Origin of the sequence: Brasilonema sennae CENA114 (genome assembly GCF_006968745.1) — a bacterium.
Taxonomy (GTDB): Bacteria; Cyanobacteriota; Cyanobacteriia; order Cyanobacteriales; family Nostocaceae; genus Brasilonema; species Brasilonema sennae.
The window spans coordinates 3,904,546-3,929,640 of the sequence record NZ_CP030118.1 but is presented as its reverse complement, the minus strand read 5'-3'; the positions used below and the strand labels follow the sequence as shown (position 1 = coordinate 3,929,640).

Annotated in this window: 21 protein-coding genes and 1 pseudogene; 18 read left to right on the top strand and 4 right to left on the bottom strand. The window is 42.6% G+C overall.

Annotation, left to right across the window (positions count from 1 at the left end; translation table 11 throughout):
* The first annotated feature begins 21 nt into the window (after positions 1–21).
* The 11 genes from DP114_RS16705 to DP114_RS16655 all read left to right on the top strand — a co-directional run bounded on the left by DP114_RS16705 (position 22) and on the right by DP114_RS16655 (position 14,271).
* Positions 22–1,212, top strand: a complete 1,191-nt coding sequence (locus DP114_RS16705; protein WP_171976632.1) for a glycosyltransferase family 4 protein — start codon at positions 22–24, stop codon at positions 1,210–1,212.
* Between the two features lie 269 nt (positions 1,213–1,481).
* On the top strand, positions 1,482–3,665 hold the full coding sequence (locus tag DP114_RS16700; protein WP_171978220.1) for a GumC family protein: 2,184 nt from the start codon (positions 1,482–1,484) through the stop codon (positions 3,663–3,665).
* A gap of 2 nt (positions 3,666–3,667) precedes the next feature.
* Complete coding sequence (locus DP114_RS16695) at positions 3,668–5,155, top strand: O-antigen ligase family protein (RefSeq protein WP_171976631.1); 1,488 nt, start codon at positions 3,668–3,670, stop codon at positions 5,153–5,155.
* A 102-nt stretch (positions 5,156–5,257) separates the two neighbouring features.
* Complete coding sequence (locus DP114_RS16690; RefSeq protein ID WP_246162561.1) at positions 5,258–6,337, top strand: acyltransferase family protein; 1,080 nt, start codon at positions 5,258–5,260, stop codon at positions 6,335–6,337.
* Between the two features lie 145 nt (positions 6,338–6,482).
* Positions 6,483–7,673 carry a glycosyltransferase gene (locus tag DP114_RS16685; RefSeq protein WP_171976630.1) on the top strand — a complete coding sequence of 397 codons (1,191 nt, stop codon included), beginning with the start codon at positions 6,483–6,485 and terminating at the stop codon, positions 7,671–7,673.
* A gap of 15 nt (positions 7,674–7,688) precedes the next feature.
* Complete coding sequence (locus DP114_RS16680) at positions 7,689–8,672, top strand: glycosyltransferase family 2 protein (protein WP_171976629.1); 984 nt, start codon at positions 7,689–7,691, stop codon at positions 8,670–8,672.
* Between the two features lie 145 nt (positions 8,673–8,817).
* Entirely contained in the window at positions 8,818–9,777 is a 960-nt protein-coding gene (locus DP114_RS16675) for a glycosyltransferase family 2 protein (RefSeq protein WP_171976628.1), read from the top strand.
* 154 nt (positions 9,778–9,931) lie between these two features.
* Complete coding sequence (locus DP114_RS16670) at positions 9,932–11,329, top strand: oligosaccharide flippase family protein (protein WP_171976627.1); 1,398 nt, start codon at positions 9,932–9,934, stop codon at positions 11,327–11,329.
* Between the two features lie 41 nt (positions 11,330–11,370).
* Positions 11,371–11,685: a hypothetical protein gene (locus DP114_RS16665; RefSeq protein WP_211178556.1), complete on the top strand. Its 315-nt coding sequence runs from the start codon at positions 11,371–11,373 to the stop codon at positions 11,683–11,685.
* Positions 11,686–11,907: 222 nt separating this feature from the next.
* Positions 11,908–12,888 carry an aldo/keto reductase gene (locus DP114_RS16660; RefSeq protein ID WP_171976626.1) on the top strand — a complete coding sequence of 327 codons (981 nt, stop codon included), beginning with the start codon at positions 11,908–11,910 and terminating at the stop codon, positions 12,886–12,888.
* Between the two features lie 123 nt (positions 12,889–13,011).
* Positions 13,012–14,271, top strand: coding sequence for a DUF4336 domain-containing protein (locus DP114_RS16655; protein WP_171976625.1), 1,260 nt, complete (start codon positions 13,012–13,014; stop codon positions 14,269–14,271).
* A gap of 30 nt (positions 14,272–14,301) precedes the next feature.
* Here the strand turns inward: DP114_RS16655 and DP114_RS16650 are convergent, their stop codons facing one another.
* Positions 14,302–14,613 (bottom strand): hypothetical protein, encoded by a 312-nt coding sequence (locus tag DP114_RS16650; protein ID WP_169266451.1) that lies wholly within the window; start codon positions 14,611–14,613, stop codon positions 14,302–14,304.
* A gap of 300 nt (positions 14,614–14,913) precedes the next feature.
* Between DP114_RS16650 and DP114_RS16645 the strand changes: the two are divergent.
* The 3 genes and pseudogenes from DP114_RS16645 (at position 14,914) to DP114_RS16635 (ending at position 19,956) form a co-directional block, all read left to right on the top strand.
* Positions 14,914–15,732: pseudogene (locus tag DP114_RS16645) on the top strand (class I SAM-dependent methyltransferase).
* 26 nt (positions 15,733–15,758) lie between these two features.
* The gene (locus tag DP114_RS16640) at positions 15,759–16,448 is read left to right on the top strand and encodes a class I SAM-dependent methyltransferase (protein ID WP_171976624.1); all 690 of its coding nucleotides are present in this window, start codon (positions 15,759–15,761) and stop codon (positions 16,446–16,448) included.
* A gap of 418 nt (positions 16,449–16,866) precedes the next feature.
* A complete protein-coding gene (locus DP114_RS16635) occupies positions 16,867–19,956 on the top strand; it encodes a COR domain-containing protein (protein ID WP_172195227.1) in 3,090 nt (1,029 codons plus the stop codon).
* Positions 19,957–19,970: 14 nt separating this feature from the next.
* On the opposite strand, the gene DP114_RS16630 is transcribed toward DP114_RS16635, so the two are convergent.
* On the bottom strand, positions 19,971–20,111 hold the full coding sequence (locus DP114_RS16630; RefSeq protein ID WP_169266448.1) for a hypothetical protein: 141 nt from the start codon (positions 20,109–20,111) through the stop codon (positions 19,971–19,973).
* A gap of 73 nt (positions 20,112–20,184) precedes the next feature.
* On the opposite strand from DP114_RS16630, the gene DP114_RS16625 reads away from it, so the two are divergent.
* On the top strand, positions 20,185–20,538 hold the full coding sequence (locus DP114_RS16625; protein WP_169266447.1) for a hypothetical protein: 354 nt from the start codon (positions 20,185–20,187) through the stop codon (positions 20,536–20,538).
* A 33-nt stretch (positions 20,539–20,571) separates the two neighbouring features.
* Here the strand turns inward: DP114_RS16625 and DP114_RS16620 are convergent, their stop codons facing one another.
* On the bottom strand, positions 20,572–21,174 hold the full coding sequence (locus tag DP114_RS16620; RefSeq protein WP_169266446.1) for a 2OG-Fe(II) oxygenase: 603 nt from the start codon (positions 21,172–21,174) through the stop codon (positions 20,572–20,574).
* Between the two features lie 98 nt (positions 21,175–21,272).
* Here DP114_RS16620 and nudC point away from each other — a divergent pair, with 98 nt between their 5' ends.
* Both nudC and DP114_RS16610 read left to right on the top strand, forming a co-directional pair.
* Positions 21,273–22,085 (top strand): NAD(+) diphosphatase, encoded by an 813-nt coding sequence (gene nudC / locus DP114_RS16615; protein ID WP_169266445.1) that lies wholly within the window; start codon positions 21,273–21,275, stop codon positions 22,083–22,085.
* 743 nt (positions 22,086–22,828) lie between these two features.
* Positions 22,829–23,020 (top strand): hypothetical protein, encoded by a 192-nt coding sequence (locus DP114_RS16610; RefSeq protein WP_169263801.1) that lies wholly within the window; start codon positions 22,829–22,831, stop codon positions 23,018–23,020.
* 67 nt (positions 23,021–23,087) lie between these two features.
* On the opposite strand, the gene speB is transcribed toward DP114_RS16610, so the two are convergent.
* Entirely contained in the window at positions 23,088–24,131 is a 1,044-nt protein-coding gene (gene speB / locus DP114_RS16605; RefSeq protein WP_171976622.1) for an agmatinase SpeB, read from the bottom strand.
* A gap of 405 nt (positions 24,132–24,536) precedes the next feature.
* Here speB and DP114_RS16600 point away from each other — a divergent pair, with 405 nt between their 5' ends.
* Positions 24,537–24,857, top strand: a complete 321-nt coding sequence (locus DP114_RS16600) for a hypothetical protein (protein WP_169263804.1) — start codon at positions 24,537–24,539, stop codon at positions 24,855–24,857.
* The last annotated feature ends 238 nt before the right edge of the window (positions 24,858–25,095 follow it).

Below are 25,095 nucleotides of genomic sequence, written 5' to 3'. Positions count from 1 at the left end.
AACAAGCACGGCTTAACTAGTATGAAAATTGCTGTCATTGGTGCAAAAGGTCTACCTCCCAAACAGGGCGGCATTGAGCATTACTGCGCAGAAGTGTATCCTCGTATGGTCAAACAAGGACACTCTGTTGATTTATTTGCCCGCTCCTCTTATACGGACAGTTCCTGGCAAGACCGTTACGACTATCAGGGCGTCCAAGTTATCTCCTTACCTGGTTTCGGTTTAAGAGGAGTGGATGCTTTTGTGACGTCAGCACTAGGAGCACTAGCAGCTTCCACCACAAAATACGATATCATTCATTTTCACGCTCTTGGTCCATCTCTATTCACTTGTTTACCAAAACTTATCAATAGTGCAAAGGTTGTCGTAACCTGTCAAGGTTTAGATTGGCAACGTGCTAAGTGGGGGAGTTTTTCAACTCGCGTGATTCAAATGGGAGAGAAGGCTGCAGTTCGTTTCGCTCACGGACTGATCGTCGTGTCTAATGTCCTCCAAACCTACTTTTCACAAACTTATGATCGGGACACAGTCTACATCCCCAACGCCCCAGCCAGGTATGGTGAATCTGATCCCAATTTTGGTTACGGTACTCAATTAGGTCTTGAGCAAAAGCGCTATATTGTCTTTTTGGGTAGACTCGTACCAGAAAAATGTCCTGACTTGTTAGTTGACGCCTTTAGTGCTTTGAATCCTCCTGGATGGAAACTTGTTTTAGCTGGTGGTGTGAGCGATACGAAATCATTCACTTCACAACTATTACAAAAGGTCGCAAATAATCCAAATATTGTCTTTGCAGGCGAACTGAGGGGACGACGTCTTTGGGAAATTGTCCGAGGAGCAGGGTTATTTGTCCTTCCCTCTAATCTAGAAGGACTACCTCTAGCAATGTTAGAGGCGATGGAGGAAGAGATACCAGTTGTTGCAAGCGACATCGCACCTCACAAGCAATTAATTAGTGGAGGTCGCGGAAAATTGTTTGAAGCTGGAAACCTCAACTCTTTAACTCGCACTTTAAACTGGGCAATAGATCACCCAGAAGAATTAAGAGCAATGGCTGTACATGCAAAAAAACATGTACAACTGAATTACAGCTGGGATCACATCACGAACGAAACCCTAAAACTCTATACAACACTTATTACCTCCCCCGAACCAGTACGTATTTACCAACAAAACCAAACTGGACTTGCGGAGGTTATGGGGAAAAAATAGTGGTTTGTCATTTGTGATCCTACAGCACCAAGTAAGTTTCCAACTGGACAGCAACTGGTCAGATTTGTCCAAAAGGAGGCGCTTTGTGACCTCTTAGGCGACTGGTGAGTAAGGCGTGGCGTCAGCCGGCGCTGATCGCAGCGTATACTGTAGAACTTACGGCACACTTGTGTCGTAAGTATAGGGTGAACTCAACCAAGTTATTTGTTCAAATTTTCATGAGTCATGAGTTATGACTCATGACTCATGAAATAAGGGAGAAAGATGTTATGGAAAAAGGAATATCAAGTGTACTAGCAGTGCTGACGCGACGAAGTATTCCCGCAGTCGCTGCATTTGTTGCTGTGATTGGTGGGGCGATCGCATATCTTTCAGTCACCCCAAGTAAATATGAAGCTTATGCGCGACTGATGCTGGACGACAAAAGGGTGAGTGTCTCAGAATTAGGTCGTGATCTCACTCAAGTCTCTGCAAACGCACCAGGAATTAGTCCCTTGGCTGATCAAGCAGAACTGATCAAGTCGCAACGTGTTCTTGAACGAGCGATCGCGATTGCTTTTCCCAAGACTTACGGTGATTTATCTAAAAGTCCTGTATCAACTACAGAACTTGCTCGTAATTTAAAAGTTAAAATTGTTCCCGCAACGAATATTTTGGAACTAAGTTATCAATCTCGCGATCCTCAGCTCGCAGCGAAGCTACTCAACGCCATTTCTCAAGCGACGGTTGAGGACAACACAAAAAGTATTGGTCTTGAGGCTACAAAGGTTAAGCAATTTTTGGAACGCAAACAAGTACCCGAGGCGGAAAATAAGCTGCTACAAGCTGAAGCGCAAGAAAACAAATACAGAAAATTGAGCGGTATTGTCTCTGTTGAAGAACAAACAAAAAGCTTGGTGGAAAGTATAGCAACTGTAGAAGACCAAGAGCGTACTCTCTCGGCTCAACTTCAAGAGATCAAAGCGCGAGATGCATCCTTGCAGCAAGTTACCAAAAGTACAAACCTGAACAACGCCTATTCATCCGTTCGCAGCGGACAAGACGAAGAAATTAAGAAACTGCGAGCTAAGTTATCAGAACTGGAAAATAAAATCATTGAAGCTCGTTTGCGCTTCACAGATGATCATCCAGCTGTGGCAAACTTAGTTGGAGAACGGGATGCCTTGCGTGCAGTATTATCAGAACAACTGGGTCGCGTATCCTCAAAAAATCAAAGCGACTCCACAAATAATTTCGCTGGTGATCAACTCTCTCAAGATTTAAACTCCAAATTTATCCTCAATAGAATCGAAGAGTCTGCAGTTAATGATAGGGTGAAACTTCTCCAGCAAAAGAAAGTTGAACTCCAGAATCGTCTGGCTCAACTACCCATGAAACAGCAACAACTCACTGTACTAACCCGCAAACGGGAAGAAGCCGCAGTATCTTTGAAGTTCCTCCAAGGCAAACTGGAAGAAGCACGGCTGACAGAAGCACAAAAGGTGAGCAACATTCGTACGATCGAAAATGCTGTTGCACCATCATCACCATCTGAACCCAAACAGAAAGTGGTATTAGCACTTGCTGGTGTGTTTGGAATAATGCTAGGTGTTGGCGTTGTGTTACTTCTAGAGGTGATGGATAATACACTACGCGATCCTGCCGAAGCCGAAGAACTACTACAGCTACCATTGCTAGGAATTTTACCACGTTTACCCGCTAAAACGCTTGTTCTTGACCCAGCCAGTCAATTCTTAGATAATATGGAGTTGATTGAACCTTACCGCACACTCTTCAAAACTTTAGAGTTTCGCAAATCGGAACAATTGCGGGTGATTGTTGTCAGTAGTACTATATCTGGAGAAGGTAAATCTATAGTCGCATCACACCTTGCTGCTGTTGTAGGTATGCTATCTTGGCGAACATTGATTATTGATGCAGATTTGCGAAGACCTTCCCAGCACACACTGTTCAACCTAGCCCCTGGTCCAGGGATTACCGATGTGTTAGAAGGAAATGTATCCTTGCTGGATGCTGTGCAGCCAACAGATATTGAGAACCTAGATGTATTGACTTGTGGCAATCAACACGCCCGTCCCTCGCAATTGCTAGAGTCAGTCGCGATGAAATCCTTGATGGCAGAAGCATCTGAAAATTATGATTTAGTTATAATAGATACACCACCCTTAACTGCTTGTGCGGATGCATTAACATTAGCTCAAGAAGGTAATGGACTTATGCTGGTTGCACGTCCAGGCTTCACGGATAAAGAAGTTCTCTCAAGATGTGTACGGGATTTAACACAAAATCGGATCCCTATCCTGGGAGTCGCGGTGAATGGAATGACACATTTGACACAAAGTTACCGTTATCCTAGTTATCGTTACCGACCTCGATTACCCAAATCTCAGAAGCAATTGATTGGTGCAAGATCTGAGACTAGAGATTCTGCGAACAGTATGAGGCAGAGGTAGTAATGTTGACCAAACAACGCTTGGGTCCTTCTTCTCGTCTGGGACTCTTAATTGGGTTAGCAGGTGTGGTAGTTGGTTTGGTAACAGGATTCTTGATCGGAAGTACCAAACCTCTTTACTTGGGCTTAGCTTTGGGTGCAATACCATTTCTTTTTTACTTTTTTACTAGCTTTGAACAAGTTGTTCTCGGACTTTTAGTTTTACGTACCTCTCTAGATCCTTTCTCTGGGCAACAACTACCAGCGATGTTTGCTCTTGGGTTGGATGTTCTGACTTTGCTTTATGTAACAGTAATGTTATTGAGAAGGCAAACTGTACAGACTGACCGCTTTTTGTGGTTTTTTGCTGGCTGGGTTCTTTTACAAGGCTTGTGGGTGGTACTCCTGTGTTTGGGAGGGTTGGGATTAGCTGCTGGGTATTTGTCAGACAGCATCCGTGAATGGATTCGTCTTTTTTCGTGGTTGATGGTTTATCTGTTGGTGATGCAGCTCAAAGACCGAATTCCTCCTGAGAAAATGATCTCTGTGCTGTTCTTAGCTTTGGTAGCACCGCTCGTGGTAGGGTTGATGCAGATGTTCATACCTTCTGTCTTACCCGCTTTTCTCTCAGCGCAAAACTATGATAGTGATTCATTAGCATCTGAAGGTTTTCGCATCAAAGGGACGATTGGTCACCCTAATGGGTTTGTCACTTTGCTGTTACTATTTATTGGTTTAACCTGGTGGAAACTCAAGCAATCAAGACAAAGCTTTGTGTGGTTATTGTTGCTAGGTTTACTAGCATTTTTTTATGTGAGTACTAAGGCATTATTTGGCTTGATGATGATTGCTACCTTTGTTGTGGTTTTAGTTGCTCCGAAATTAAGCCCAGTAAACCTCATAGGTGGAGTTTTATTTGTAGCGCTTGTCCTGGGACTATTTGCCAGCACCGAGTTTGGACGAGAACGCCTAAGTTCACTCGCCAATACACCCCTACTCAATCCAAATATCGATGTGTCGCGAGCTATTCTACTTTCACAAAGCGATAACAACAGTTTTAACTGGCGAATTTCCCAATGGTATACATTGCTAAATGCTTGGCGTCTGCATCCCTTTTTAGGTTACGGTTTGGGATTGAGTATCAATGTATCTACTAATAGGTTGCTTCCTCACAATGATTATGTCCGAGCTTTAGTAGAAGGTGGGATACTTGGTTTTGTAACTTTTTTAGTGTTTATTGTGGCTCAAGGTGTGCGTCTTATCCAGCTTATGCGATCGGCACCACCTGGCAGCGCTCAACGTGAGTTATGTTCAGTTATGTTCGCTATTTGTCTAGCTATCCCTGTAGGAATGATTACAGAAAATATCTGGAGTCATACAACTCTGTTTTTTTATTGGTTCACTTTAATGGCAGTCGCAGGCTGGAACTGGAATGAACACCCTGTAGAGAGCAGTACTACTACCGCTTCGCGGAATTCAAAATTCAAAATTCAAAATTCAAAATGCTTATGATGTAAGTTTTTCGTTGATTTTGAATGGGTGCTTTATTTCCGCCGTCGTGTACTACGTTGATCCGTTCTCCAAAGCGTTTTTACTGATGATAAAAATTATGGCTTGGAAACTTTAGAATTTATGTCAGCGAAAAGACTAAATCTTATTCAGGTTTATCGAGGGTTGGCAGCAGTACTTGTAGTACTTGCCCATACAGATCTCATATATAACCAGAATTTGAATCAAAACTTTTTATTTAAGATAACCACTTTTGGAGGGTCAGGAGTGGACTTTTTCTTTGTCTTAAGCGGTTTTATCATGTTTTATATTCATCAGAAGGATATAGGTCATCAAAACCAATTAGGAACATTTTTGTTTAAACGCTTTACACGCATCTACCCGCTTTACTGGGTTGTCTTAACAAGTAAAATCTTTGCATCTTTCATATTGTTTGATAAATCTAATATCAAGGATATTGGTATTGGAGAATTTATCAAAGCTTTTCTGCTCTTTCCCCAAGACAGACAAATTCTTTCATCAACCTTTCTTGGAGTGAGTTGGACACTCAGCTTTGAGATTTTCTTTTACCTTATGTTTGCACTCTTGATTGCGTTGAAACCTCAGTTTTCTTTTCCGATAATTATCGCTTGGTTATCAGGCGTATTTTTTCATTTTATTGGTATTCTTCAATTACCTCAAAATAACATATTACTTCAATTTGTATTTTCGGAGTTAAATCTGGAATTTGTTTTAGGTTGCTTCGCTGCCTATGCTTTGTTAAGCCAAAAAATTAGTAATGGAATACCATTTATATATGTAGGGATTTTTCTGTATACGTTATCAGCTATCGATTATTTCTACAAATTTTTAGGAGTATCATCTGTTATGACATTCGGCATTGCTTGTACACTTCTTGTTGTAGGTGGTGCTTCTTTGGAACTGAGAAAAACTATTAACGTCCCTAATCTTCTTTTATTTTTAGGCAATGCATCATACTCTATCTATCTAGCACATGGTTTTTTCATCAACCAGATAACGAAAGTTTTGAAGAAATTACCATTTAATATTTTTCAAAACCTGGTATTCGCAGATGTGTTAGGATTTCTTTTTGCAATTATAGCTATCATTTGTGGATGTTTGATATATTTATATATCGAAAAACCATTACTCACATTTTTCAAGCCAAAAGCAGTGACAACCTAGCCTAAATCAGTTTCTATAATTTATTTTATAGGATTATTATTTTATTTCTACTGAACTAGGTACAGTTAAAAGTTAAGCGTTGCCCTTAACTAGTAAATTCATAAACAAAACCGGATTCCTATATTGTCTATAAAATCGTTTAAGAATGACCACAAAAACTATTAGTCCCATCAATAACACTCAATTAAGTAAAAGAGGTGAACGATCCTACCGAGTTGTCTTAGTCCATCCCAGCACTGGAGTTAACTGGAGTGGTGGATCAGAAATTGTGGCGATTGAACTGACTCGTCGTCTGAGTTCCTACTTTGAAGTCGAACTGCTTAGTGGCGCTGATTGTGGACCTTTTAGCCACCCCATTCCATGTATTCCCCGTTCTCATGCTTATCATGCTGTGCGTCACCCTCTGGTTGCTCGACTGATGGGTAAATTCTCAACTCCTGAGATTGTGGTGGAACATCTAACGAGTTTTTTTCCTTGCTTACTCCACTTGCTTAGACATCCTGCTGACCTCATTTTTCCTCACAATGATTATGGTGGATTGGCAATGGCTGCTTGTGTCAGAGCGCTGACGGGGACGCCGATACTTTTTACTGAACACAATAGCTCAAATGCAGAGGGAAAATGTTTGCAGCGCAATCTTCGTTTTCGTCCAGATCATCTTGTTGTGTTGGATGAAGCGACAGCAGCATTCGCCCATAATTTGAAACCGACGCAACGAACAAGTGTGATTCCCAATGGTGTGAATCTTGAGCGATTTACACCAAAAGGAACAGCGATTAATCTTGATTTACCAAAACCAATCGCCCTGTGTGTGGCTAGTTTAAGCCGGAAGAATCATAAGCGAGTTGAACTAGCCATTCAAGCAGTAGCTAGCTTAAGCGAGGTTAGTCTTTGTATATGTGGAGATGGACCGGATCGCGCATACTTTCAAGCGCTGGGAGATCAGTTGCTGGGATCGCATCGGTTTGCGATTCGGACTTTCCCCCATGATCAGATGCCTGAAGTTTACCGCAGTGCGGATGTCTTTACACTCCCTTCCATTAACGAGCCATTCGGGCTTGTTTACTTAGAAGCTATGGCTAGCGGGTTACCCGTTGTCGCTACTGACGATGAAATGCGGCGATATCTTGTTGGTGAGAGTGGTATTCTATGTGATGTTACCAATATGGATATTTACACAACTGCTATCAAAGACGCGCTGAGTGGTGACTGGAGTCAACGTGCTAGACAGAATGCTGCTCGCTTTAGTTGGGATGCGATCGCATTACGTTATCGCGATCTGATTTTAGAAATGATTTTGCAGTCCAAGAAAAAAGTGTCGTTATCAACTCATTAAATACAAGAGGGTCATATGCCGAAAGTTTCTGTGATTATTCCAGCTTACAATGCTATGGCTTACCTAAAAGAAACTGTGGAGAGTGTGTTCAAGCAGACGTTCACAGATTTTGAAGTCTTAATTGTTGATGATGGAAGTTCTGATGGAACAGTTTCCTGGGTTTCTCAAATAAAAGATCCACGAGTTCGACTGATTTCGCAGCAGAATCAAGGTTCATCTGGAGCACGCAACACAGGAATTTCTGCTGCGCTTGGAGAGTATATCGCGCTTTTGGATGCTGATGATATTTGGGAGCCAACCAAACTGGAAAAGCAAGTGCGATATCTAGAAGAAAACTCATTAGTTGGTTTGGTAGATACATGGACAGTTTTAATTGACCAACAAGGCAAGTCTACAGGAAGAGTTGTTGTTTCTCACGCAGAGGGAGACGACGTATGGAAGCAGCTTGTTCAGTTTAAAACAGTATGCGCTTGTGATAGTACACCTTTGATTCGTCGCAGTTGTTTTGAAACGGTAGGGTTATTTAACCGAGAATTACCATTTCTTGAAGATTTAGATATGTGGATTCGCCTTGCTTCGCGATATCGTTTTGCAGTTATAAAAGAAGTCTTAGTTCGCTATCGCCAATATCCAGGTAGTAAGTCTACAAATTGTCAAGGAACTTTGGAAGCTTTTCGGACAATTGTTGAGAAAGCTTTTGAGTCAATTCATGCAGATTTATTACCTTTAAGAGAAAAAGGATATGGTCGGATTTCTCTCTACTTAGCTTGGAGAGCGATCAATAATAAAGATTATGAACAAGCTTGGCAGTTTAATCGTCAGGCGATCGCTCATCATCCACAACTTATTTTTTCTTGGGACTTCATCCGCCAAATCATAGCTTTGACACTCTTGAAAACATTTGGGCATCAAACCTATGACAAAATGAAAACAGTTATTCAAATATTGCGCCGAAACACATCAACGGATAATGGACAATGGAGAATAGGAAATAATTAGTAGTGAGTGAGGGAGTGAAGAAGTTAGGGAGTGAGAGACAAACTTTGAGTCTTTTTTTTCTTCCTTCTTGCCATACAATTCACCTCTTGTGTTTTACCTTTAGTTAGTTGAAAAGAATTAATGTATTCACAAAAAAAATAAAAATATGCCAAAAGTTACTGTTATTATTCCGGCATATAATGCCATGAAATATCTCCCACAAACAGTGGAGAGTCTTCTGAATCAGACACTCACAGATTTTGAAGTATTAATTATTAATGATGGCAGTTCAGATGGAATTGTTGAATGGGGTTCTCAAATCACAGACTCGCGAATCAGACTGATTTCCCAAGAAAATCAAGGCACAGCTGCGGCAAGAAATAAGGGAATTGTTGAGTCGAAAGGCGAATATATTGCCTTTTTGGATGCTGATGATATTTGGGAACCAACTAAATTAGAAAAACAAGCCCAATGCTTAGATGATAATCCTTTGGTAGGTTTGGTAGACTGTTGGACAGCTTTTATAGATGAGAATAGCAAGCCCACGGGTTTAGTCATGAGGAACGATACAGAGGGTGATGTCTACAAGAAAGTTGTAGAATCATGTGACAGTCCTGTTTGCTGTGGAAGTTCACCAATGGTACGTCGTTCTTGTTTCGACATCTTGGGCTTGTTTGACCGGGAGAGTTACATTGAAGATGTAGATATGTGGATACGTATCGCCACTCGCTATCACTATGGAGTAGTCAAAGAACCTTTAGTGAGGTATCGCCAGCACCCAAACAACAAATCAAAAGATTGTGAATCAATGTTAAGAGGTTTTCGCCAGTTAATTGAGAAAACCTATAGCTCTTTGCCCACAGATATTTTATACCTCAGACCGAGGAGTTATGGTCGATTGTATGTTTTTTTAGCATGGAGAGCTATTGATACAAAAGATTATAAACAGGCTTTTCATTATACTCAGCAAGCGTTTGCAATGTATCCTCAACTAATTTTGAAACCGTGGTTTACTCGCCTAAATATAGCGATCGCAGTCATGAGATTCCTTGGACCTGATGGATATGAGAAAATACGGTCTTTTAATCGCAGTCTACGTCGAGGTTTGTTCGCTCGTGCAACATAAAGAAGAAAGAATTCGGAATTTAGAATTCGGAAGAAAATTGTCCGACTATTTTTTGAGTTAACTAAAGAACCTTTTAATTCATCTTTTTAGGATAGCCTGAAAAGATGAATTCTTTGCAAAAGAAAAGTCCAACTTATTTATTTTTGGAGTTGTTGTGGGACTTCGTAGTAAAGTCATCAAGGGTGGAGCCTTGATGGTCATACGCCAAGCTTTGGGTATCTTACTCAGTTTAATTGGCGTATTATTCATCACTAAAGTGATTGGGCCGGCTCAATATGGACTTTATGGAGTGAGTTATGGAATTGTAAGTTTTCTTGGTGGTTTGGGTATATGGGGCTTGGATGTTTATTTACTACGTAAAACATCTAACCCAGACCAACAAGATTATAACCAAGTTTTTACTCTGTTGCTGTGTATTAGCAGTGTCTTTACACTCACTCTTGTATTAGGGCAACACATTATTGCCCAGATGCTGAACGTTCCAGAATCCGCACCACTGTTGGCAACTTTGGGTTTAACGTTACCTCTTTCGCTGTTAAACCTGCCTTTGACAATCAAACTGGATCGAGACTTAAATTTCCAGCGTGTTGCCTATATCGAGTTAATCAGCCAAGTTAGCTATTATGTAGCAGCTTTACCCCTGGCACATTACCTAGCACCTAAAGAACTTGGTGCTTGGGCACCTGCTGGTGGTTTGTGGCTGCAGCAAATCACTATGGTTTTACTAACTGTCTTTAGTACTGATCTGCGCCCACGCTTATGCTGGAAACCCAGTTTAATACGGGAGATGTTGGTATATGGTTTGAGTTACTCAAGTTCAACGTGGATTTGGCAATTGCGATCGCTCGTCAATCCAGTTATTGTAGGACGTTTTGCTGGGCTTGAAGCTGTTGGTTTTATCGCTTTAGCGATTCGCATAGCAGAAATGCTGGCTTTTGCCAAGTCTGTCACCTGGCGTTTGGCTATGGCGGCGCTTGCAAAATTAGAGAATGATCCACTTCGTTTACGTAAGAGTATTGAAGAGGGAATGCGTCTACAAGCACTAGCTGTTGGTTTGCCAATGGCGGCTTTTGCAATAGTAGCACCTGTTATATTACCAGTCGTTTTTGGGAAAGTTTGGACTCCACTGCTGCAAGTTTTTCCGTTGATTGCAATTGGCTATATTGCTAATTCTATTTTCAACTTACATTCGTCAGTCCTTTATCTGTTGGGTAAAAATCTTTCGGTCACTTGGTTTCATACAGCACACATAGTACTTTTTGCCGGAAGTGCCTTTTTACTTGTACCGTACTTAGGGATGGTTGGTTATGGCTGGGCAGAAATAGCTGCATTAGGCAGTTATATAGTTATTCATATATTTATAGCAAAAGAGATAGGTAGTCCAAATTACACAGTAGCTCTTGGATGGGTGACTATATCGGTTGCTGTTCTGATTTTGAGTACAGTGAATGAAACAGTCCGTTACCTATCTTGCGTGCTGCTGCTGCTTCCGCTGCTATCAAGTAAAGAGAGAAACAGCTTGATTGGCTATTTTCAAATACTGAGATCTTAGAGGCGATTTGTAAAGTGAATTGATGTTAAGGTTGTATAAATATGGGAATTATTGAACCTTTAAAAGACGGGTTTTTAGAAATTATCCCAGAAGGTGAAGGCAGCGATTATTGGCATATTGCTGCAATCCATATTAATGGAGAAGTTTTTTGTCCTAGCCCCCGTATTTATCCTTCAACAAATGTTGCGTTCGCCAAAGCACGACGAATTTTTTATTGGATATATAATCATCAAATAGAAACTCAAGGCTTGGGATGCTATTGCGAGGAGTTAAAGATAACCTTGTGGCGTCAACCCAAATTGCATGCTAACCAAACTGACATCTTGCACCTGGTCAAACAAATGTCAAAATCATGACATATTATTTGACTCCGTTCTCATCCGCCTAGGACTGTAAGTCCCAGGCTGCATACGCTAAGTCCATTGAAATGGACTGAAAAAGCTAGAACTGATTTTTGAGTAAATATAAACACTGTTTCATATAAGTATTAGTAATTTACTCGTAATGGTGCAAGATCTCAACAAAGGCAAATCTAGCAAATTAGTACACTGGAGATTAGCTCAGCAAGGATAATAAAAATGCAAATTTGTCAAGAACTCTCCCTTCCAAACATGGGCTGCGGAACTTGGGCATGGGGTAACCGACTGCTTTGGGGATATGACGAAAGCATGGATGACCAGTTACAAGCCGTCTTTAACCTTTGTGTGAGCAACGGTGTAACTTTATTTGATACGGGTGATTCTTACGGAACTGGGAGATTGAATGGGCGAAGCGAGTCACTCCTGGGACGATTTTCTAGAGAATATCTCGGTTCAGGCAAAGAAAATATTTGCATTGCAACCAAGCTTGCTGCTTATCCTTGGAGATGGACACGCCAATCAATGGTGTCGGCTTGCAAGTCATCTGCCAAGCGGCTGGGAAAAAATGTGGATTTGGTACAAATGCACTGGTCTACGGCGAATTATGCTCCTTGGCAGGAAAGAGGACTTTTGGATGGTCTTGCTGACCTTTATGAGCAAGGACTCGTCAAGGGTGTGGGCTTATCCAACTATGGACCAAAACAACTCAAACGGGTACATCAAAGATTTGCAGAACGAGGAGTTCCAATCGCGACTTTGCAAGTTCAATACTCGCTGCTGTCCACGTATCCCGTTACCGAATTGGAAGTTAAAGATGTTTGTGATCAGCTTGGAATCAAACTGATTGCCTACAGTCCTCTTGCATTAGGGCTGTTGACAGGAAAGTACTCCCAAAAAGGTCCTTTTCCAAAAGGCATTCGAGGTTTGCTGTTTAGACAGATGTTACCAGGAATCAGTCCACTTTTGGCAAGCTTACGAGAGGTGGCTCAATCTAGAAACAAAACTATGTCACAAGTAAGCATAAATTGGTGTATTTGTAAAGGGGCTATTCCCATTCCTGGCGCAAAGAGTGTGGAACAGGCAAAAGAGAATATTGGTGCTTTGGGTTGGGAACTAAATTCTGGTGAAATAGCAGAGTTGGATCAAGCGGCTGCAAGTGCAGACAAAAAAATGGTGCAAAATATTTTTCAAACTCGATAAAATGTTGCCAGAAATCTCGCAAGATAGTTTATATGCTCAACAATGAACAGTGAGGAGTGAACAGTGAACAGTAAACAGTGAAAACTGGTAACTGGTAACTGGTAACTGGTAACTGGTTTGAGCATGATAGACGTGGTTCGGGGGCATGAAGTGGCTCAAACTCAAAAGAATACGCACCAAACGCAGGGACAAGAGATTTATCCAGAGGACTTTTCATGGTCTTTTTGGTTTGCTTTGCCACTCTACCCCTTTGGCAAACGGCGGACTATTCGCAAAGAAGTTCTCAAAGATACAATTTGGACTTTTGACCAGCTTCAGGGCATTTTCTATGTTGTCGTGCCGATTCGCATGACCATTGTTAAGTTAGATGAAGGGGGACTGCTCGTTTATGCACCTGTCGCGCCGACGAACGAGTGTATTCGCCTTGTCAATGAGTTGGTTGCAGAACACGGCGATGTTAAGTATATCATTCTGCCAACTGTCTCTGGTTTAGAACACAAAGTCTTTGTTGGTCCGTTTGCGAGATGCTTCCCAAATGCACAGGTTTTTGTTACTCCTAAGCAGTGGAGTTTTCCGCTGAATCTTCCACTTAGTTGGTTAGGCTTACCCTCCAAACGCACTCAGCTACTCCCAGAAGACAGTAGCCAAACTCCCTTTGCTGACGAGTTTGACTATGCAATGCTAAGTCCTATTGAGCTTGGTCCTGGTCGGTTTGCGGAAGTTGCGTTTTTTCATAGGCGATCGCACACCTTACTCGTCACAGATTCAGTGGTTTCTGTACCAGAAGAACCACCGGCGATCGTCCAATTAGATTCATACCCCTTACTGTTCCACGCCAAAGACAAAGCGTCTGACATAGTTGAAGACAATCCAGTAAATCGCCGTAAGGGATGGCAACGTATTTCGTTGTTTGCTTTGTACTTTCGACCAAGTATGGTAGAAATTATGCAATGGGGTGAGGTATTTCGTAACGCCTTTCAAGCACCGGAACGTTCCAAGAAAGCTTACTTTGGGTTGTTTCCCTTCCAATGGAACTCAGATTGGAAGTCCTCATTTGATGCACTGCGAGGGAATGGTCGTTTGTTTGTCGCACCAATTTTACGAACTCTCATTCTCAACCGCGCACCAAAAGAAACTATCAACTGGGCTAATAAAGTAGCGAGTTGGAATTTTGAGCGAATTATTCCTTGTCATTTTGACTCACCAATTCAAGCACAGCCGCATCAGTTTCGACAAGCATTCTCCTTTTTGGAAGAGTCTTCTGGTAAAGGGTTCAGCAGTAGCAGTGATTCTTTACCAGAGGAGGACTTTAAATTACTCAAGCAACTCGATAAAGGTTTAAATAAGTTTGGTATTTTACCGCCAGCGAAGGAGTTGAAATAAGTCGTATGTAGGCATGATTGTCATAATTCATTATTCGTCATCTTCTTTTTGAAACAATTCAAACAAACCAATTGTGCCGACAAAAAAAGTATAAGTGCCATATTGTAGTGGCGTCTTTTTTCTTGAAGGTGCAAAAAAAGCTGCGACAACTCCTTCAAGGAAATGGATTGTGACTGCAAAACGTTCAATCCAAAAAACTGGATTCAGGCTGCTTGGTACTTTCGTGTTAGTTAGGACTGCATAAATATTCCATAATTCCAATCCAATTGCACTTGTTATGAGAACTGTAGATAGAACTTTTACAAAGGTAAAAATATTGTTGTTTTGATAGTTTAATTTCATGGTATTTACTAGGAATTTGGTGTAAATTACTCTTAATACTCGCTGAAGTTATGAGCGGTTAATGCCTATTATCTAATATGTGGTTCAATTAACTGAAAAAACTCTAACTCAGATCTTGCACCTTCCCGTAAGTACGCCTTGAACTTCAGTTCAAGGCTGATAATCAAAGTCCGTTAAAACGGACTGGAATGTATATTAAGTAAGCTTTAGCTTACTTGAAGCTCTGAGCCAATAAATTTATTTATTGGCGGATCCAAAAGCTGGTGCTAGATCTTAGTTAAGCGATGAAAAGAGGTGAGTGTGTCAACAAGTCAGAACCCAATAGGGCAGCTTTTGTTAAAATCGCTCCTTCGCTTCCTGATTGGAAAAAACAAACTGCAGTTTTATGAAACAATAGATTGGCAACACCAGAGCGATTGCCTACGGCAGAGCTACGCTTAACGCTTCCGACAACCAAACTTAATTTATCCACATTATTACAGCAGTCAGAATTTTCACGGTATACAAGGCGGGTACCTTAATTCTGTAGCAGCGATAACATATGATCCAGTCACTGCATTTGCTTCGCCACCAAATGAAGCGTGGATTCGTCAGCAGTTAATTGGTGTTATTAAGAATCAGCCAAGGAAAATTCTTGATCTTGGTTGCGGCACAGGTTCGGCTACATTGATGTTAAAGCAAGCTTTTGGGCAAGCGAACGTTATTGGATTGGATTTGTCTCCTTATATGCTAGTCGTGGCGGACTACAAAGCGCAGCAAGCGGGGTTAAATATAGAGTGGCTGCATGGACTAGCGGAAGCCACAGGTTTTGAAGAAGCTTCTTTTGATTTGGTGACAGCTTCCTTTTTATTACACGAAACACCACCCAAAATTTCTCAGTTAATTTTGCGAGAATGTTTCCGCCTTCTGAAACCAGGAGGACAATTGATTATTTTGGATGGGAATCAAAAAAGGCTGCGTCATGCGAAATGGTTGATCAAAATCTTCAAAGAACCTTATTCCACAGTTTATGCTGCAGAGAGTGTAGACGATTGGATGAAGGCGGCTGGATTGGAAGCAGTGCAAACAGAATATGTTGGTTGGATCAATCAAGTTACGAGCGGTATTAAAATTAATTAATGCCAATCACAGCTAGACTCCTTTTTATGTTTGAACAACAACCAGAACATGTACGACTTCATATTAAAGAGTTAGCCACACAAGCCTCAGAAAAATCAGAGCCATCCGCATGGTTTGATGTCTTATATGTCGAAGCTAAAGGTGATGCGGCGCAAATTCCTTGGGCAAAGTTAGCCCCCCACCCCTATCTGCAAGATTGGTTGACTACTCATGCACCATCTGCAGCTCAAGGGCTAAGGGCGCTGGTAATTGGCTGTGGCTTGGGAGATGATGCAGAAGCTTTAGCAAAGCGAGGGTTTGAGGTAACTGCCTTTGATATTTCCCCCACAGCTATTGCCTGGTGTCAGCAGCGATTTCCCGATTCGACTGTGAATTATGTAGTTGCAGATTTGTTGGCAATTCCCTCACAATGGCATCTTGCCTTTGACTTGGTTTTTGAATCTCGCAATATCCAAGCTTTGCCCTTGAATGTGCGCTCAAAGGTTATCTCCTCAGTCGCCTCTGTTGTTGCGACTGATGGAACGCTGTTAGTGATTACTCGTTTTCGGGAGACAGAAGCCGAACCCTCTGGTCCGCCTTGGGCATTGTCAAACTCCGAACTGGCACAGTTTGAAAATTTGGGATTACACCAACGAGAGCGTCTTCTGTTTTTAGCGTCCCAGGAGACTGACGTTAAACACCTGCGGATTGAATATCATCGCAAGAAAATAATCTAGGACGCTTACAGCGTAAGACTTTTACCAAAAATCCTCATTTCAGGCATTCTGGAACGAATAAGGTGAAGCGATCGCCTTTGTTATCTGACAACTGGTATTCCAACAGACAAGTTTCATCAAGTTCATAGGCGCGTTACATCCATACGCATTACCTCACCCTGCCCTGTCGGGCATCCCTCTCCGAACTCCGGAGAGGGAAAGATTTTAGCGAAGCTAAAAGCGAGGGTGAGGTCGAGCCGCAAGTTGCTATCATACGTATCACCTCACCCTGCCCTATCGGGCATCCCTCTCCTTAATAAGGAGAGGGAAAGATTTTAGCGAAGCTAAAAGCGAGGGTGAGGTCATTGAGCCGCAAGTTGCTATCAGTAGAATTTGGGTTACCTTTAAAGTACCAAATCAATAGTTCAGTAGATTGCTGATGACTCAGGAAGAATTGCTGCGGGTAATTGAACAAGCGGCGAGTGAGGGAGCGATGGAACTCGACCTCTCCGGCAATGATTTGACAGTTTTACCGCCATCTATTGGCAAGTTGACTCAACTCAAAAAACTGATTCTCGGCAAATATAAGTATGATGACGAGGGCGATATTGTTGGTACTATCGGGAATAACTTGAGTACTTTACCTGCAGAAATAAGACAGCTTCATCATCTTGAAGAACTTCAGGTTGTTGCCAATCGTTTAAGCAGTTTGCCACAGGAATTTGGACAACTCACCAACCTGCAAACGCTCCACCTCAGCAACAATCAACTCAGCTCACTGCCAGCGGAATTTGGACAACTTACCAACCTACAAACGCTCGACCTTTGGGACAATCAACTGAGTGCACTGCCAGCGGAATTTGGACAACTCACCAACCTGCAAACGCTCGACCTCTACTACAATCAACTCAGCTTACTGCCAGCGGAATTTGGACAACTTACCAAGCTGCAATCGCTCAACCTCAGGAGCAATCAACTGAGCGCACTGCCAGCGGAATTTGGACAATTCACCAACCTGCAATCGCTCAACCTCAGCAGCAATCAACTGAGCGCACTACCAGCGGAATTTGGACAACTCACCAACCTGCAAACGCTCGACCTCTACAACAATCAACTCAGCGCACTGCCAGCGGAATTTGGACAACTCACCAACCTGCGATCGCTCAACCTCTACTACAATCAACTGAGTGCACTGCCAGCGGAATTTGGACAACTCACCAACCTGCGATCGCTCAACCTCTACTACAATCAACTGAGCGCACTGCCAGCGAAATTTGGACAACTCACCAACCTGCAATCACTTGACCTGGGTAGCAATCAACTGAGCGCACTGCCAGCGGAATTTGGACAACTCACCAACCTGCAATCACTCGACCTGGGTAGCAATCAACTGAGCGCACTGCCAGCACAAATCAGGCAACTGACAAAACTTGAAAAATTGGATCTTCGTGGAAATCCAGTCCCCATTCGACCTGAAATTTTGGGATCGAAAAAGTTGTCAGAAAATCCAGGCGATGTGAATGAAATTCTCAATTTCTATTTCCGCCTGCAAGATCCAAATGAAACCGAACCCCTTTATGAAGCGAAATTCTTGATTGTTGGCGAAGGGGGCGCTGGGAAAACTTCCTTAGCTAAGAAAATTGCAGACGAAACTTACGAACTCCAGTCGGATGAGAAATCCACTCAAGGTATTGATGTCATCCAGTGGAACTTCACACAGCCCAATGGACAACCCTTTCGCGTCAATATTTGGGACTTTGGCGGACAGGAAATCTATCATCAAACTCACCAATTTTTCCTGACAAAGCGTTCTGTCTATGCCTTAGTTGCCGATACTCGTAAGGAAAACACAGATTTTTACTGGTGGCTCAAGGTTGTTGAACTCTTGAGCGACAATAGCCCAGTTGTGATCATCAAAAATGAAAAACAAGACCGGAAGTGCGAAGTCAATGAGCGGCGATTGCGAGGAGAGTTTACCAACTTAAAAGAAATTCTAGCAACCAACTTAGACGGTAATCGCGGTTTATCAGAAATTAAAAACGCCATTGAGAATTACATCAGCAGGCTTCCCCACGTCGGCACACCTTTGCCAAAACTCTGGGTGAGAGTCCGTTCAGCCTTAGAAAACTATTCCCGCAACTACATCAGCCTTGAAGAATACCGCACCCTTTGCCGAGAGAATAAACTAACTGACCGTGAAGATATGTTGCGCCTTAGCCGCTATCTGCATGACCTCGGCGTTTGCCTTCACTTCCAAGACGATTCTACGCTCAAACACTATGTCATCCTCAAACCGGAATGGGGTACTACTGCTGTCTACAAAGTGTTGGACAATGATACCGTCAAGAAAAATCTCGGATGTTTTACCCAGGACAATCTTGCCGATATTTGGAAAGATGGCGAATATGCGCAGATGCAAGAAGAACTACTGCAATTGATGATGCGGTTCAAACTCTGCTATAAAATTCCCAATCGTCCTGACAATCGTCCTGACACCTATATTGCACCTCAACTACTTTCCGCTAATCAACCCGACTACACTTGGGACGATACCAACAACCTGATTTTGCGCTACAAATACGAATTCATGCCCAAAGGTATCCTCACCCGCTTCATCGTTGAGACATACCCTTGGATTGATGAACAAAAACTCGTCTGGAAAAACGGCGTTGTTCTCAACAAAGACCAAACCCGTGCCGAAGTTATTGAAAACTATAATCAAAGGGAAATTAAAATTCATGTCGCCGGAAACCGCAAGAAAGAACTGCTAGCAGTTGTCACCCACGAACTCGAAAAAATCCATCAGTCTTTTGAGCGTTTGGAGTATGAAACTCTTGTTCCCTGCAATTGCGAGAAAAAATCTAAAGGTAGTCAGACGCCCCATTATTACACCTTAAACGTTCTGCGCGATTTTTTTAACGACCGTGAGTACCTAATTCAATGTCAGAAAAGCCGTCAAATGGTAGATGTCCGAAAGTTGATTGATGATGTTATGAACCAACCATTCGATGCAGATAGGGAACTCAACTCGCAAGCAGCACCGTTGCAACAGGAACTGGAACAGGAGAAAAAAGCATTGTTGACGCCAACCAGAAACCTCGTTTTCATCAGCTATAGTCATAAAGATCAAAAGTGGTTTAACGATATCAAAATTCATCTAGAACCATTAATTAGAGAAAAGAATTTGCAACTGTGGGATGATACCCAAATCCAGCCTGGTGCTGTGTGGCGAGATGAAATTGCCGAAGCTCTCGCTGCTGCAAAAGTTGCTTTATTGCTGGTTAGTCCTGATTTTTTAGCATCAAACTATATCAGTAAAAATGAATTACCACCTCTATTAGAAAACGCTGGAGCAGGAGTCACAATTGTTTGGATACCGTTGCGTTTTAGCAACTACAAAGAAACAGCAATTGAAAAGTATCAAGCAGCGCACTCTACTGATAAACCATTGAACGCCATTCCCGCAAATAGACGAGATAAAGCTTGGGTAGAAATCTGCAAGAAAATCAAAACAGCAGCGAACCTTTAGTGAGTGCGATTTAGTTAGTGCGATCGCCCCTTAATCACTACTATTTGTTTGTCCTTTTCTTCCTGCTCAAATTCAGCAGATATTGACTGAATTTCCTCTGGTGCAATATTTGTCTGCTCAGATACAGAGCGATCGCTTTCTAATTTACAGTCCAACCATACCTTCCAGTAGATGAGCAAGTCCCTAAAAAACGCTATCACACGATAAGTGCTAGTAGGTAAGATTGTTATGCATGAAATTTCACCGCAGAGCGTGCAAGCCGCACAGAAACACGCCTTGCAATCAATTGAGCATGGTAAATCGGTAGAAGAGGTTGGTAAGCGGCTGCAAACCAACGACCAAAATAAGCCGGAAATCGGTCAAAGCATTGAAGCGTCTGGAAAAACTATTCAGAAGCAGGCGCAGGAATCTTTGGAAAAGGCACAGCAATTAAAAGATGATCCTTCGGTGAAAGTATTTTCGGAATCTGCCCAGGCACATATAAATGCTTCTCAAAATCATATTGAGGCTGTTAAAGTATTTCAAAAGCAAGTGCGAACTCATTTAGATGATCACAAGCGCAGTAAATCCAACCATGAATAAACAGTGCGATAAGCCTCTGGTTTGGAGAATTCCTTACCTGCGCTTAACCTTCACCGCCCTAGACTCCACTGTGAACGCTGGAACGTCTTGCAGTTCAGTTTCACTCAAACTGTATTGTTCACAAACTAAGCTTAGACGAGTCCCTGTGATTTTAACAGCATTGACCGAATGAGTCAGATCGCCTTGAAAATACAGTAGCATGTTAGATCGTGGTTTAATCTGCCCGACTTGCTGTTTGTGGCGGCGCAGCACGAGTTCTCCGCCTTGCAAGTTTGGCGGTACTTGCACATAAAGAACACTAACCACCACAGGAGGCTCAATCGTTTTGCAGTAAGATCGCAAAGAGCGATCAATATGCGGATCGACGCGGGAGCCTTCTTTGAGCAGCAGCGGGTTAAGATAGAAAGCGTTGCAGTTCGGCTCTAGCGCCTGGTCGAGATAGGGCTTGAAGAAAGGAAAGCGCCGTTCCACTTCCGCAATTTCGCAACGCTGGAATACCACAGAAAACCCCTTTGTGTCAACAAAGTCGCGGTTAAGGTTGTTGGTTGCAAAATAGGGGGACGCTAAAATCTCTCCTCGCAAGTCGTTGAGGTAAGTGATTGGGAAGGCGTCTTGGTGCTGAGAAAAGTAGTTCAAGTGTTCAAAAAGTTTAGGAGTTTCAAGGTGATGAGGCAAATGTATGGTATTGGGTAAGAGCGGCGGTGATACGATCAAGGCAATTGTGTTCTACTGATATGCATCAAACCTTTATCCCTGGCATTACTCCACCTACAGTACAGTCTCAACCTTCCTGGTGGTTTGCGTTTGTTGGCAATAAATTGCTGGTTCGCTCCGAAGGAAACGTCAGCCAAATTCCCAATTTAATCAGTTTAACAGAAATTGGCTTGACACATGTGCGAACTCAATTCCTTGGCACCCTGGATGGTCAACCTTGTTACTCGGCAGAATTGCCCAAGGATGCGATTGTCCCCGATGGGATGGTCTTGCAGGGATTGCGCGAATTATACGGAACATTAGATGAACAGTTATATGCATTAAGTGGTCGCGCGATCCAAATCCTGGAATGGGATCGCACTCACCAATACTGCGGGCACTGTGCGACTCCCACAACCCAATTATCCCATGAGCGTGCCAAACGTTGCCCCAACTGTGGATTAGTGAATTATCCTCGCCTCTCGCCTGCGATTATCGTTCTCGTTTCTCGGGGTGAAGAACTCTTGTTGGCTCGCGCCCCTCGGTTTCCGCCAGGGATGTACAGCTTGCTAGCTGGCTTCGTAGAACCAGGAGAATCGTTAGAAGAAACGGTGGTGCGCGAAGTCCGGGAGGAAGTAGGAATTGAGTTGAAAGATATTCGCTATTTTGGCTCGCAACCTTGGCCATTTCCCAACTCACTTATGATTGGATTCACAGCCACTTATGCAAGTGGTGACATCGTCATCGAACCGCAAGAATTGGTAGATGCTGCCTGGTTTAGTAAACACAACTTACCACAAGTTCCTCCTAGGTTGAGTATTGCCCGGAAGCTTATCGACTCCTTTGTACTTTGAGCAAGTCCCTATCGCTCTTGTATGACTCTGGAGAGTGAATAATTGGGGCGACTGGAAGTCGCGGCTACACAAACAAAGTCCCTTCGGGTTCGCCAGTCCTGCCAAGAGTTGTGCCTTGCGGAGCCAGTACTGCAGGAGGGTTTCCCTCACTTGGTATCTGGCGTCGGGTTCCCCGCGTTGTGGCAACTAGCCCCGAAGGGGGCGCTACGCAAACGGAGAGGGTTTCCCGACAGAGGGATCTGGTCTCACCAGATGCCTGCGACGGGAAACCCGTCTATGTCCTGCGGACACGCTACGCTATCAGCACTGGCTCCGCAACGCACTGGCTCTCCAAAGCTCGGAGAGGGGAGCGTTTGCGGAAGCTTATGCGGGGTGAGGTGACGACTGTATTGCACCGAAGTGAGAACCGCTAAGTAGGTCGGTACAAATAAAGTTAACTAGTCAAGGCAGTCATTAGTCATTGGTCATTAGTCATTGTAAGAATTTCAGCGTTTTCACATTTCGTAACATAGTTCAGTTTATTCTTACCTACCTACTTATAACCTAAAAATAAGGTCTCATATTTAATCTGACGAGAGTAATAAAAGAGCGCTATAGCGTTCCGCCACGCTGAGAGGATTTTTCTGTTCCCACTCGCTGCTCAAACATTCAAAATTATCAATTCAAAATTCACGCATTAAGAATTTTTTTGGAACTTTGAATTTTGAACTTTGAATTGTTTTGTTCCCTGTTCCCTCTTAATAATGATTCAAACAATTATTGTTTATGTGATCATTGGGCTGATTATCACTGGGATTTTAGTCAGTCCCACCTTAGTTAAACAAAGAAGAAACCGTCTTAAACATCGTCCTTTTCCCCCACTTTGGAATGCGATTATTGAAAACAATCTTCCCATTTATCTGCATCTTTATTGCTTCTTCCCTGTTAAGCGTTAAGCGTTAAGCGTTCCCTGCCCTGACGAGTTAGTTCACCAAATCAAACCGGATTCCTATACACTGCAAATTATGATCGTCGCACAGATAAATCCATCAAATTCGCCAGCTTGTAAACAATCCGCGCACCGACATTACCATCCCACTCAGCATCACCAACTTCGCACAGATCAAAACCAATAATTTTTCTACCACTATTTACCAATTCACGAAACAAACAAAAAGCTTGCTCTAATTCCAGTCCACCCGGAACAGGAGTTCCTGTACTTGAACAGTATTTTGGATCTAGACCATCTACATCAAAGCTAATGTAAACATATTCAGGCAAATGAGTGATAATTTCTCGACACAACTCCATCCAAGTCGTTCCCGAATACAGCTTTTGTTTCATGGCTGGGTCATAATAAGCGACAATTCGACCATGAGATTGGTTAATCATTTGCACTTCATCATGACAAATATCACGCAAGCCTACCTGAACTAACTTGGAAATTTGTGGTAGCTTCATCGCATTGAACATGATGGACGCATGGGAAAACTCAAATCCCTCATAGGCGTCGCGTAAATCTGCGTGTGCGTCTATGTGCAAAATGCCATAGTTTGCAAAGCGTGCTGCTAATGCTTGGAAGTAACCTAAGGGTGAACTGTGATCCCCACCAATCACAGCAACTCGTTTACCATTTTCAATTGCTTGCTTAGACTGTTCAAACAACCATTGATTTACCTGTTGACAAGCTTGATTAATTTCTGCTAACACAGGTGTTAAATCTGGTGTATCTGTCAGGGGTTTACCTTGCTCAAGTCGCTCGATAATTTTTGCCGCTAAAGTGCGATAATATTCGTTCTTCTCTAAAATATCCTGAGGAATTTCTACCATGAAAATTCCCTGTTTCCATCCATCAGGATTATCGAAATCGAACAAATCCACTTGAGCCGACGCATCCAGAACTCGCTGTGGTCCTTGGGCAGTGCCTGCGCCATAGGAAACGGTCACTTCCCAGGGTATACCAAAGATAATCAGGTTTGCAGACTCGTAATCAAATGGTAAAGCAAAAAGGTTGCCATTAATTTGACCTATGCTACTGGGATTGTACTCTTGGAGTTGATGGCTCATGTGGGTAGATAAAACACCGCTTAGTGGACACCTGCACTATTGTAGCGAACCATAGCTTATGGTATCTTGCTTGTCAGACGCAGCCTAGGCAATGTGGCTATCCACAATTATTAAGGTAGCGGGCGCCAAGAGCCTTGCCCTTCTTCGCCTAGAGACTTGGGTCTAAACGTGTAAAAATCCGGCAACCTATGCCAACTGATCGCTTGGCAATACGCCTTTATGCGTCTGTTACTTTGCGCAATCACCCTGATAATAGGTTTTGCACAGGGTAAACCCTGAGCGGACTTGTGCTGAGCGTAGTCGTTCGCGTAGCGTCTGGTGGAGGAGATAGCAGCCGAAGGGTACTTCTCCTCCATAGTGCTGCCCCTAAAAATCCGATCGCCTTTATTTGTTTGCCAATCGCTTATGTCTCGTACCAGGTCAGCCATCAACCTTAATATTATTTTTTCGTCATTCTATAACTATATCTTAAGGAAGACAGAAAACAAGCATAGTAAAACTTATGACTATACACAATATGTTAGTGGACGTGACTATATATTTGAATCGACTGATAATCAGACAATAGGTTATATGACTGGAATTCGTGCAGGTGTCCAACGCGGGGATTATATCATTTTATGTAACAGTTCTAATACTTGTCGATATCAAGTTGAGGACATTGATTACTATTCTGAACCACCCGATATGTGGATAGCCTTACTTCAAGAAGTTGACTTTGAATAGTAGAGATTTTCATTTTTCCAGGATTTAAAGCCGAAAGCCCACGACGCGTCTTTCCATATGCGCACTAGTATATCATGTGTGTGATATTGTCAATATATTGAAACTCTATCGCTTTATGAGTAGAGTTCTCCTAACTCTACCAATTCTGAATTTTGACTCCTTTCATTGAACTTTAAAATTCTTTCTCATGAATTCCAAAGCAAAGGTGAGAATTTATTTTTTCATAGAAAATACAAAA